The sequence below is a fragment of the Micromonospora sp. NPDC049240 genome (genome assembly GCF_040647835.1).
GTDB lineage: Bacteria > Actinomycetota > Actinomycetes > Mycobacteriales > Micromonosporaceae > Micromonospora.
This window is the reverse complement of the sequence record NZ_JBEZCX010000025.1, coordinates 38609-51022: the sequence shown is the minus strand read 5'-3', so window position 1 is coordinate 51022 and position 12414 is coordinate 38609. Positions and strand designations below refer to the sequence as shown.

5 protein-coding genes (1 of these 5 running past the window's edge) are annotated in these 12414 nt (G+C 74.2%); all 5 read left to right on the top strand.

Annotated elements, in window-relative coordinates; genetic code table 11:
- Positions 1–11 precede the first annotated feature (11 nt).
- On the top strand, positions 12–359 hold the full coding sequence (locus AB0B02_RS28550; RefSeq protein WP_281938982.1) for a hypothetical protein: 348 nt from the start codon (positions 12–14) through the stop codon (positions 357–359).
- Positions 360–468: 109 nt separating this feature from the next.
- On the top strand, positions 469–2661 hold the full coding sequence (locus tag AB0B02_RS28545) for a WXG100 family type VII secretion target (RefSeq protein ID WP_357305424.1): 2193 nt from the start codon (positions 469–471) through the stop codon (positions 2659–2661).
- A 22-nt stretch (positions 2662–2683) separates the two neighbouring features.
- Positions 2684–3100 carry a YbaB/EbfC family nucleoid-associated protein gene (locus AB0B02_RS28540; protein WP_281938978.1) on the top strand — a complete coding sequence of 139 codons (417 nt, stop codon included), beginning with the start codon at positions 2684–2686 and terminating at the stop codon, positions 3098–3100.
- A gap of 3 nt (positions 3101–3103) precedes the next feature.
- Positions 3104–3430, top strand: a complete 327-nt coding sequence (locus AB0B02_RS28535; RefSeq protein WP_357305421.1) for a hypothetical protein — start codon at positions 3104–3106, stop codon at positions 3428–3430.
- A 48-nt stretch (positions 3431–3478) separates the two neighbouring features.
- Positions 3479–12414, top strand: the start of a protein-coding gene (locus AB0B02_RS28530) for a hypothetical protein (protein ID WP_357305418.1). 18880 nt of this gene lie beyond the right edge of the window; the window shows 8936 of its 27816 coding nt (coding positions 1–8936); its start codon is at positions 3479–3481; its stop codon lies off the right edge, out of view.

The following is a 12414-nucleotide window of genomic DNA, read 5'->3' as shown; positions in this document are numbered from 1 at the left end:
GAGGGGCCGCGATGCCGATCACCACCGACGACGCCTATCTCACCCGGGCGGCGAGCTCCAACACCCTGATCTCCGAGGAGGTCACCGCCTCGCCGGGAGGTGACATCGCCGGGATCAGCCTCAAGCCCGGGCACAGCAGCTTCTCGCTCGGCAACCAGGTCCAGAAGGCGGTCTCCGGCGTCGGCGCGAACCTGAGCGCCCGGCTCACGGAGATCCGCGACACGGCCACCAACCGGGCTGCCCAGCTGACCAACTTCATGGCCATCACGAACGACACCGAGGGCATGAACGGCCACCAGGCGCAGGAGTTCCTCGCCAACGCGCCGGCATGGAACACCTCGCCGACGCCCGGCAAGTAGCCACTACTCCCGCCGGCATCGCCGCCCCAGCACGCCATCGCGCTGGGCGGCGGTGCCGTACGGGCCGACGACCCGGACGTGCGCCGCCGGTCGAAGTTGAGGGGATCAGATGACACAGCCGATGGACTGGGACGAGTCGATGCGGGTCGTTCTCGGCACCGACAAGGACATCGACTCGTCCCGCGTCAGCACCCCCGCCTGGCTCGGCCTCGACATGTCGTTCTGGGAGACCTCGGCGGCCACGGAACAGGACTACCAGCGCCCGTGGGAGCACTGGATGCCCAACGGGAACGACTGGAACAAGATCACGATCTACCGGTACCGCGCCTACAACGACATGGCCAACTTCCAGCTCATCCGCGCCACGGTCTACTTCTACGAGGGCGGCGACAACTCGCCGGCACGCCAGGCCAAGACGCTGATCGACGCGAGCCGGGCGATCATCGACGGGATCGACACCAACCAGTACCTCGACCCGGCGATGTTCCGCGACGTCGCCACCCGCTTCCGCAACGTGCACACCTATCTGACCGGCCCCGGCCAGGCCCGGCTCCGGGCGATGTACGACGAGGTCCACGCCGGGGGGTCGTTCGACGGCTCCGCCGCCGACGTCTTCGCCTGGGCGATGCACGACATGGCGCTCGGCATGCAACGCCTCGCCGAGAACATCAGCGGCCGGTTCGAGCTCAACTACAACCACTACGTGGACACCGGCTGGCCGCACGTGCTCGACCTGACCGCGACCGAGATCGACCGGTTCCGGCAGCGCCTCAAGGACGCGTGGAGCGCCTACACGGCGTATCAGCACCACGACCCGAACACCCTCGTCGACGCGCTGCTCAAGGAGATGGAGCGCCAGGTCGACGCGGCGGACGCGAACGTCGACAGGTCGGCGGCGACCGGCGACCGGCAGGAGACCTGGACGTTGAACTTCGGGTCGATCCTCGGCAAGGCCGGCAACGCCACCTACGACGTCATCAAACAGTCCGAGTGGGTACGCCTGAACAACGACCTGAAGCGGGAGTGGCAGAGCCGCTACGACGAGCTGGACACCGCCTCGCAGACCGCGACCCGGCTGCTCATCAAGAGCTACAACGACCTGATCGCGGCGTTCGGGCGGGGCGTCATCGCCCTGCCGCACGTGCCGTACCCAAGGTCCGGCAACGGCAACACGCCACCCGGCCTCGACGGGCCCCCGCCACCGGGCTTCGACGGCGCCACCCCACCACCCGGCGGAAGCGGGGGCTCCGGCGGCTCGATCCCGCCGCCCGGCGGCAGCGGCGGCTTCGACGGCGCCGCCCCACCACCCGGGGGGAGCGGCGGCGGCGTCTCGAACGCCGCCATCCCCCCGCCGGGCGGCGGCAGCGGTACGCAGTTCGGTGGTGACTCGGGCGGCTTCAGCGGCGCGGGCGGTCCCGGCGGAGCGGGCGAGTTCGGTGGCGCCGGCGGCGGCTTCGACGGCGGGTCCGGTGGTTTCGACAGCGCCGGCGGCGGCTCCGGCGGCTTCGACGGCGCGGGCGGTCCCGGCGGTGGCCTCGACGGCGCCGGTGGGGTCGGCGCGTCCGGCGGGGAGACCGGCGGTGGCACGGGCGGTCCGGCCCTGGTCGGCGGCGGCATGGCGAGCGGCGGCGGGCTGCCGGGCCGACTGGGCGCCGGCGGCAGCGGCGGCAGCGTCGGCGGTGGCTCCGGCAGCGGCGCCGGCGCCTCGGGCTCCGGCTTCGACGACGACACCGTCGGAGGTGGGCTCTCCGGAGGCACCCCGGCCACTGTCGATCCCGGCGACCTCGGGTCGAGCGGCTCGGAACTGGGCGACCTCGGCTCCAGCGGCATCCGGACACCGGGGCAGCCGAGCGGCTTCGCCCTCGGTCCCCTGGGGACGCCTCCGGCGGGCTACGCCGCGGCCGGGCTGGGCAGCCTGCCACCGGGGACGCTGGGCGCCGGCTCGGTGGCCTCCGGCGGCGAGAACCTCGCCGCGCTGCCCGGCGCCGCCGCGTACGCCACGCCGGGCGCGGACGGCTCGACCGGCGCGGCCGGCGCCGGCATGGGCGCCATGGGCGGCATGCCGTTCATGCCGCCCATGGGCGGCGGGGGCGGCGGCAACCAGAACGAGAAGGAGCGCGAGCGCAGCACCTGGCTGGCCGAGGAGGAAGAGGTCTGGGGCACCGATCCGGACGTCACCGTCGCCGTCATCGGGCGGGAGGAGCTCGAACCCGAGCCGGCCAGCCGGCCCACCCGCACGCCCGCACCGCCCCGCACGCCGCAGCCGGGCCACGAGCCGTCACGCGGGCGCGGAAACCGCTAGTCGAGAGGAAAGGCGAAACAGCATGTCCGGTTCCTGGCATGACGAGATCGATCGGGCCTACACCGAGCTGGAGCAGAGCCAGCAGGCCATCACCCGGGTGCAGCACGACATGGCGGACAGGAGGATCACGGTCCGGTCCCGGAACCGGGCGCTGTCCGTCGTCGTCGACGCCCAGGGCGAGGTCGTCGACATCACGTTCCACTCGCGCGGGTACCGCTCGATGCCCCCGCGGGAGTTGAGCGAGCTGCTGGTGGAGACCATCGCGGAGGCACGCCGGCAGGCGGTCGCCGAGGTCGCGTCGATGTTCTCGGCGGTCCTCCCCCAGTCCCTGCCGATCATGGACATGATCAACGGGACCGCCGACATCGACGAGATGATCAGCCAGGCGATGCGGCAGGTCCCCGACCTGCCCGGCGTGCCGGACGCGGAGCGGGGCTGACGCATGCCGACCCCGCCGCTGCACGCCGACACCGACCTGCTGCGCAGTGAGTCGTTCGCGCCGTTCGTCAGGCACATGCAGAACGTCATCGACACACTCAACGCCGCGGTCGACGACTGCCTGCCGGTCGCGACCACGATCCGCGACGCGTCCGACCAGATCCTCAACGAGGGCCTGGCCGCCCAGGTCGAGCAGATCCGCATGCTGTTGTACGGGCTGCGGGACCTGTCCGCGGGCGACGCCGACCAGGTGACCGCGCTCAACCAGTTGCTCGGCGCGGTCGAGGAACTGAACACGGACGTCGCCTCCTTCGGCGGAACGCGTCCATGACGGCCGGCGTCACCTCGACGCCGGCCCCGATCGACGGAGGGGCCGGCCGTGGAGATTGAGATCCCGGACCGGCTCGCCAACTTCCTCTACTGGCTGACCGACCAGAAGTTCCCCGGCGCCAGCGCGGAGAAGATGCGCCGGCTGGCCCGGGAGCTGAAGACGGCGGCCGATCTCGTCGAGGCGGCCGAGCCGAAGCTGGCCGGCGCCGTACGCCGGGTCCAGGAGGGCGTGGGGGGCGAGACGCAGCGGGCCTTCGTGGCCAGCATGCAGGACTACGTCCGTACGCCCGGCTATGTGAGCAACACGGCGGCGCACCTGCACAACGCCAGCGCCACCACCGAGAACGCCGCGATGCGGACCCAGTACCAGAAGTTCATGATCCTCGGGTCGACGGTCCAGATGTTCATCGAGTTCGTCTGGGCCTTCGCGGCGGCCTTCATCAATCCCGGGATGGCGATGGCCTGGCTCGCCGCCCGCATCGCCATCTTCCGCTTCGTCATCAGGCTGCTGTTCAGCCGCCTGATGCTGGCGGCGCTGGGCGCCGTCGCCACGGAGGCGCTGACCGAGGCGCTGATGGACGCCATCATCCAGCGGATCCAGATGCGGCTCGGCACACGCCGGACGTTCGACCAGGCGCAGTTCTGGCAGGCGGTCCGGGACGGGACCATCGCCGGTCTCGTCGTCGCCGTGCTCGGCCCCGCCTTCGGCAACATCGGCGCGCTCCTGAACCGGGTTCCCGTCCGGCCCCGGCAACTCACCGACGTCCCGACCCCACCGGTCCCGACCCCGCACCCCACCCCGAAGCCGGTCCCCGCGCCGCCTCCCCCGCGTCCCACCCCCGCTCCCGGTCCGGTCCCGCCGCCGCCACCCGTGCCGGTTCCCGTCGGGCGCGACGTCCCGGTGCGGGCCGGCACCGCCCCGCCCACCCGCCCGCAGCAGGTGCGCCAGCACACCGGGGAGTTCGTCACCGAGGTCGCCGCCTCGGTCGCCATCGAGGTGATCGCCGGGGGTACCGTCTCCGCTGCCAACGGCCAGGGGTTCAGCGTCAGCGCCGCCGCGGCCACCTCGGGCGCCATCAGCGGCACGCTCGACTCGGGCGCCGGATCGGCCGGCACGGCCCTGCACGACCGGTTCTACCCGAACAACCCTTCCCCCGACCGCAAGCGCGACGACGCGAGCCCGGCGACGGTCGATCCCACGGCCGTCGACACGGCGGCGGAACCGACCGCACTGCCCGACACGGCCCGTCCAGTCGACCCGACGAGCACGACCGGCGCGGACGCCACGCCGGACCGGACCGCCTCCGGCACCGTCCCGGGCACAGGCACAGGCACAGGTGCCGGGGCAGGGGCAGGCACGGGCGAAGGTACAGGCACGGGCGAAGGTACAGGCACGGGCGAAGGTACAGGCACGGGCGAAGGTACAGGCACGGGCGAAGGTACAGGCACGGGCGAAGGTGCAGGCACGGGCACGGGCGCAGGTACAGGCACAGCCGCAGGCACTGGCACCGGCACCGGCACCGGCACCGGTGACAACGCCGCGGGCGGGGATCGGGCCCAACCGGGCGCCACGGCCGGCGAGGCGGCCCCGGGTCGGTCGGCGCCGGACACCGCGACACAGTCGGACACCTCGCCCTACGCGGACTCGCCGTTCGACGATCCGCGGTCGGCACGCCAGACGTTCGATGACATCGACTTCTCCGACACCTCCTCATTGTCCGACTTCTCCGACACCTCGTCGGTCCGCGACCTCCTCGACGCCGCGTCGGGCTCCGACGCGTTCGACGGCGGCCCGGCGTCGGGCGTGGACACCGGCCGGGCGGACGCCGAGCAGGCGCGCGCCGACGCGCCGATACCCGCCACCCCGCTCGCGCCCGGCACCTCCGCATCGGTCGGCCCGGCCGGCGGGCCGGCCACGTCCGGCACGCCCACGTCCGCCGGCCAGCCCGCGGGCTCCGCCGCGACCGCCCCGGGGACGGCCGGCCACAGCCCGGGCGGCACGGCCACCGGACCGGGCGGCACGGCCACCGGACCGGGCGGCACGGCCAGCCAGAACGCGGGCGACGCGTCCACCGGGCCGGGCACCGAGAAGACCGCGCCCGGCACGGCCGGCACCGGGCCCGACCGGGTCGTGCCGGGGGAATACGCGCAGGTCCCGCAACCGCTGGCACCCGCCGACATCGGCACGCCCGCGACGCCCGGCACGGCGCCGGCCACGGGGGGCGCGCCGGACCGCGTACCCCCGTGGGACCGTGCCGTGGCGGCGGACCCGGCGGCCCGGATGTCCGTGCTCGACGACTGGCTCCGCCGGCGCGAGCAGCGGCCCGGCGCCACCGGCGACCCCGGCCTGGACTGCGTGCCACTGGCCTGGGACGTGTTCGCGAAGGTGCACGGCCGCCGGTCGAATCCGGGCCCCCGCACCGGCCTGGCCGGCACCGGCCTCGTCCCCGCCGGCCGGCGGGGACCATCCGTCGCCGACACCGCCGACCTGCTCCGGACGCTCGGCGGCGACACCGCCACCACCCACGACGGCGCCCGGGTGCTGGCCTACCTGGCGGACAAGCCGGGCGCGATGGCGCTTGTGGTCGCCCGGCCGCAGCGGGACCGCGCGCACGTCTACTGGGTCGTCGCGGACGGTCGCGGGCCGACGGTGACGCTGCGATGGGTGGACCCGCAGCAGCCGGGCTTGTTCGATCACGATGCCCGGGTGGACGGGCCGCACACCATGTTCTGGTCCGGGCAGCTCCGCTCGCCGGAGTCGGAGATCCTCGTGCTCGGTCCGGACGGCCGGGCGGTGGACATCGGGGGCGAGCGGTCGGACGTCCACGCCCGCGGGCTGCTGGACGCGCCGGTCGGCCCGGTCGCCGCGGGCATGCTCCCACGGCAGAAGGACCACCCGCCCGGTGACGCTCCGGTCGAGGGGCCGGAGGGGATCGCCCGGTCCGCGACCGCCACGCCTCTCCGGGAGCACGTCAGCGACCCGGCACCGAGCGCGCGTGCCACCCGTCCGGTTCCGGTCGGTTCCCCGGACGGGCGATCCCGGCCGCTGCCCGACTCGCCGCCGGGCCCACCGAGCCGGTTGAGTGGCTTGTTCTCCCGACCGCAGACGCCTGGCCGGCCCGCGCCCGACTCCCCACCGACGGGGCCGAACTCGCCCCCCGACTCACCGCGTTCGCGCCTGACCCGTCGGCTGGCCCCCGAAGCTCCCGCCCAGGAGACCCAGCAGAGCGTCCTTCAGCGCTTCCGCCGAAGCCTGCACCTGGTCGTCGAGCAGGCTTCCGAGCGTGAGGGTGACGTCTCCGGCCCGCCGCCTGAGGGCTCGGGCAGCCCGACCACCGCTGGGTCGAGCCCGGTGACGGCAGCACGGCCCCGGCAGGACAAGGGCAAGGGTCGAGTGCCGTGGGCGCAACGGGGCGCGGAGACGGCCGACCCCGCCGCCGATGATCTGCCGATCCGCGACGACGACTTCGACGAGGCGGAGATCTCGGAGGCGATCCGCCTCTCCCGCGTCGCCCACCGACGGGCCGGAACCGGTGCCGCGTCCGGGTCGGGCACCGGCGGGGGCGGCCCGACCATCCCGCCCGAGCCACCTCCCGCGCGCCCGCTTCCGCCTCTCGGGCAACCGTCTGCCGCGCGGCCGGCACCCGGCACCGGCAGTCCCCGAACCGGCGCCGAACGGCCACCGGACCCGGCGACGTTCGACGTGGGGGCCGTCGAACGTGACCTCAGGTCCAGCCTCACCGCAGCCGAGCGGAGGATGATCGAGCGGACGGTCGCCAGGGCCCGCGCGCGCGCCATGACGGTCTCACGCGCCGTCGGCCGGGCGGTGCACGACCTCAACAACGCCTCCAGCTACGGCCTGACGCTGGCCGAGCCGGCTGAGGCCACCAAGTCGCCGCATCGCCTGGCGCAGCAGTACGCCGAGCTGAGACAGCGAGAGGACATCTCCCTGGAGCAGTTCCTCACGCAGAACGAGGACACCGTCCGCTTCTCGGTGCTGGCCCCCGCCGATCGACACGAGATGCTCCTCTTCGAGGTGTTGAGCGCGCTGCGCCGCCTCGGGCACAACACCGCTGACGACGACGACGGCATCTTCGACCACTGGCGTCCCGGAAACACCCGGTTCGGGGCGACGATCCCGATGCGCGGCCCGGACGGACGGCCCTGGGAACTCCAGATCCACACCGAACAGTCGTGGCGTTCGTTTCAGCTCACCCGCGAGTTCCACCGGGTGAACCGCCTGGCATCGGCACCCCTGTCGGCCCGGGTCTCCGCCGTGCTCAGCATGCTGCGGATCAACGACGAGTTGGGGTTGAACCGCGCGACGAGGCTGTTCCCCGACCCCGTGAACAACGGACTGCCCGCGCTCGTCGGTCCGGGCACCGGTCCGTGGCAGCAGTATCTCGACGGTCTGCTGGTGGCCGGCCGGACCTTCGCCGACGTCGTCGCCGAGCACGGGCTCAGCCTGGCCACGCTCGTCGATCGGGAGCGGCTTCATCTGCCCCCCGACTCTCCGCACCGGTCCGAGACGCCGCTCCCGCCACCGGCCACCGCCCCCGCGGAACGCGCGACAACCGCCGGGCGGCGGCGAGGCGGGCGGGCGTTCGACGCCCGCCGGGTCGAGCGGGAACTGATCCAGAGCCTCGCCCCCGCCGACCAGGAGGCGCTCTTCGACGCGGCCCAGGTGGCCAAGGAACGGGCGGACCAGACGCTGACGGTGATGCGGCGGGTGACCGACGCCGTCCGGGCGTCCGGCATCGACGTCACCCTGGTCGGCGTCCAGCATCGTGCCAAGACGGTGTCGTCCCTGGCTCGCAAGTTCCGCGACCGGAATCTGCGGGAGCACATCGACCTCGCGACGTTCCTCGCCACCAACAAGGATTCCGTCAGGTTCTCGGTCCGCGTGCCCAGCGTCGGGTACAGCTCGGCGGTCCACACGGTGCTCACCCGCCTCGAGGCCGAGGGGTACGAACGTCGCGACGACGCCGACATGGTGCCGTTCTGGTGGCCCGGCGGCCGGTGGTTCGGGCTGACCACGACGTTGCGCTACCGCGGCCGGCTGATCGAGGTGGAGTTCCCCACGGCGGCCTCGTGGCGGACCGCCAAGCAGGCCAGGCGCTTCCACGAGGTCGTCCGGCTGAAGACGGCGCCGATGCCGGAGCGGGTGAGCGCCTACCTGAGCCTGCTGCGACTCAACCGGGACAACGGCCTGAACCGGGATCTCCCTCATCCGCTCACCGGTCTGCCGAAGAGCCGGGAGAAGGGGCTCGCGGAACTCGTCCGGGCGCGGGGGGACGAGTGGCGGTCGTATCTGCGCGGACTGGAGCGGGCCGACCGGTCGTTCCTGGACGTCGTCCTCGACCACGGTCTCACCCTGGCCGATCTGCCGTCTCCGGCGGAACTCGGGCTGCCGGACAACTCCCACCACCTGACGGTCCGGTCCACCCGCCGCCGCCCGGAGGCCGCCGACACCCTCGGTGCCCTGCCGCTGCTGATGAGCGTCCTGACCGGACAGCGGTCGCAGACGGACCGGGGCGGCGGCTCCCCGGCGAACCGCGCCCGCAGCCTGTCCCGCGACCCGGCCGCCCGGCGTCCCGCCGAAGCCGCGCCGGCGATCCGGCCGGAAGAGCCCGAGCAGTCCCGGGCCGACACGGCGGAGAAGCGGCCGGTGACAGTCACCGCCGAACCGCCGCCACCCGTCGCACCGCCGGCATCCGCCACGCCACCGCCGGTCGCACCGCCGCCGGTCGCACCGCCGGCATCCGCCACGCCACCGCCGGTCGCACCGCCGCCGACCGCACCGCCGGCACCCGTCGCGTCGCCGGAGCGTCAGCCGTCGCCGGAGCCTCCGGAGGACGAGCGCGGGCTCGGCGACGACCTGTCCGGCGACGATCGGCGGGTCCTCGAGGAAGGGGTCCGAGTCGCGCGCGACCGGGCGAACGAGGCGCTTCCGATCATGCGCGACGCGCTGCGGGTGATCGACCCCGGCGGGCAGCGGGCCCACCTCGTCGGCACCGGCAACCGCACCAAGTCCCTCGCGTCGCTGGCCCGCAAGTACCAGATGCGGCGGGTCACCACGGGCGTCACCGCCGAGGCGTTCCTGGCCGGCAACCAGGACGGCGCGCGATTCGCCGTCCAGGTCTCGCCGGTCGGGTACGCCACCACGGTGCGCGAGGTGCTGGCCGAGCTGGCGCGACGCGACTACACCGTCCGGGGCGACGAGGACGTCAAGAACTTCTGGGTGCCGGGCAACGACTGGTGCGGGCTGCGGGTGATCGTGCGGAACCGGCAGGGCGATCCGCTGGAGGTGCAGTTCCCCACCGAGTCGTCCTGGCGGGCGGCCACGATCACCCACCCGTTCTACGAGGTGGCCCGTCGCGGGACGGCCCCGATGTCCGAACGGGTGGACGCCTTCCTGGAGATGCTGCGCATCCAGCGCGACCACGGCCGGCCTCTTCCCACGGATCTCGACGGGCTGCCGTCGGGCCGGTCCCGGAGCTTCGCGCGATTCATCGACCGGAGTCCCGGGTTGTGGCAGACGTACCTCGGCCAGTTGGAGCGGGAGGGCCAGACCCTGTCCGACGTGGTCGTCGCGCACGGTCTGAGCATGACCGAGATCTTCACCGCGGAGGAACGGGAACGCTATGACACCGGACCAGCTCGAATATCACGCGGTGACACCACCGGCGGCGCCGACGCCGACGGGACTGATCGCGGTACGGCTCTGGCCGGGTCCGCTCCAGGCGGTGGTCTGGCACGTGCCGCGGCGTCGGTGGGTCTACGCACCGGAGGCAGCGGCGCCGCTGCTGTTCGGCCGTCACCACACCGGGTGGAGCCGGTCGGTGAGTCGGCCGGAGGCAGCGCTGATCGCGCGGGATCACCTGGGCTCCGAGCTACCGACGGAGGCGGAACTCCTCCGGATCTGCCGGCGGAGCGCCGTGGGTCGATAGCAGATCGACCGGCGCCCACGGAGGAGCCGACACCGCCGCCCGACCCGATCCGCCTCCCCTTCCGCCGCCCCGCCGGCTCGCCGACACCTGTGGAACCGGAGCGGTTGCGGACCGAGGACCGTGCCCTGCTGCTGGGCGACGGCAACCACCTGCTGGCCGCCGTCCTCTACGGCGAACTCGACAACGTCGACGAGCAGGCGTTCCAGAACGAGGTGGTGCGGGCCGACCTGACCCGGCTGCGCGACGAACGGGCCCAGCAGCGGCGCGTGATCAGCACCACCGCGCTCACCGATGTCGTGGCGGACCTGCACGATCTCCTCGTCCCCCGGATCGCTCAGCTCACCGCGGCCCAACTCGCGGAGATCCGGGCGGCGGCGGCCGTCGTGCCGGCCGGTGACGACGCCGCCCTGCGCGCCACACTGGCGGACCTGCTGCGCCCCGACACGCCGCACGACCAGCCCGACGTCGGGCCGATGCTCGTCGCGGTGCTGCTCGGACGGCCGGTCGTCGTGGACGACGGCACCCGCGCCCGGTCGTTCTCCCCGGCCGGCGCGACAGGCGTCCCGATCCGGCTCTACCGCCACGCTCAGGCCGGCACCGGCCACGCCGCCTTCCACGCCTCCGTCGCACCGCCCCCGGCACCCCCGGCACCGGCAACCACCCCGACCACGCCGGTCGCGTCCCCGGCGGAGCCGGCCGCCCCGGCCGCGGTCACCGATCCGCCCGTCACGCTGCGGTTCGTTCCCGGCCGTCACGAGACGCTCGCGGACGACGTCGACCTGGGCGAGCTGGCCGGGAGCATCGCCGACCGGGTGGTCCGCACGGCCGCCCACCGGCCGCCCGAGGGCGCTCCGGTCATCGTCACGATCGAGGGCCACGGCGACGGCCCCCCGCGACTCCTCGGGCGCGCGCCGACCGGGCTGGGGCGTCGGCGGGCGCAGTGGCTGGCCGACACGCTCGAACAACGGGTCCGGCAGGAACTCTCCCGGGCCACCGGCGGCGACCCGCCCATCGTCCTCTTCCGGCACCGGCCGGCGGCGACGGCGTCGGACCGGGGTCGCGGCGGCAGGTTCCGGCGTACGCTGCGGCGACTGGCGCCGGGCGGCCGGCCGACGCCGGGCGGCGGAGCCCCGCACGTCGGCACGGTCACCGTGCACGTCGCCATCGCCGACTCCTGGGACCACCACCGGCGGGCGGTCAACCCGACGCTTCCACCGACACCCGCCGCCGTCCCGGTCGGCGACGGACAGCTCCATCCGATCGCGTACGCCGCGGGGATCCCGGCCCACGCGGTGCCCGACCTCGACCGGCTCACCGGCCGGCTCATCAGGTATGCCCGGCAGCACGGGGTCCCCGAGGACGCCACCGCCCGGGACCGGATCCGCGGCGTGCTGGGCAACAACTACCGGCATCTGGTCGGCGACGGGATGGTCGTCTTCATCGGCAACGTGGAGGTGCGGGTACGCCTGGAGTTGACCGACCCCCGCCAGGAGTCCGCACCCGGGCCGACCACCGCCGACCGGGCCGGGGCCGGCGCGGGGCGGCCGGACGGGGAGCCGGGCCCGCCGCCCGCGCCGGCCGGACGGGCCGCTCAGGTGCGCGCCACCGAGACCATCCACGGCACCTTCCAGGTCGGCGCGCACAGCGAGAGCCACTCCGGCCCGGTCAGTTGGTTCCGCTTCGGCGGCTCACCCGGATTCGCGTTCGGCGTGCCGCACCTGCTGCTCTCGGTGCGGATCGGCGCCGCGGTGCGGTTCGTCCGCAACCTCGTCAACCGGTCCACCGGCACGGTGCGCGACGCCGAGGTCGGCCGGGTCGAGGACACCCGCGAGGACGCCGCCCTCATCTCCGCCGCCGCGCGGTACCACCTGCAGGTGCGCCACCAGGCGACCCAGCGCTGGGCCGACCTGCCCACGTCCACGCTCGACGCCGCCGAACGGCTGACCCTCGCCCTGCCGGAGAAGTATCTGGAGCGGGCCGAGCCCGGCCGGGCCGCCCGACTGGCCGCCACGATCCGGCCGAACGCGCGCGCGCC

Bases quoted from the DNA above. Each gene is read 5' to 3' on its own strand.
- AB0B02_RS28535 (WP_357305421.1), top strand. From the start codon at position 3,104: ATGCCGACCCCGCCGCTGCACGCCGACACCGACCTGCTGCGCAGTGAG.
- AB0B02_RS28550 (WP_281938982.1), top strand. From the start codon at position 12: ATGCCGATCACCACCGACGACGCCTATCTCACCCGGGCGGCGAGCTCC.
- AB0B02_RS28540 (WP_281938978.1), top strand. From the start codon at position 2,684: ATGTCCGGTTCCTGGCATGACGAGATCGATCGGGCCTACACCGAGCTG.
- AB0B02_RS28545 (WP_357305424.1), top strand. From the start codon at position 469: ATGACACAGCCGATGGACTGGGACGAGTCGATGCGGGTCGTTCTCGGC.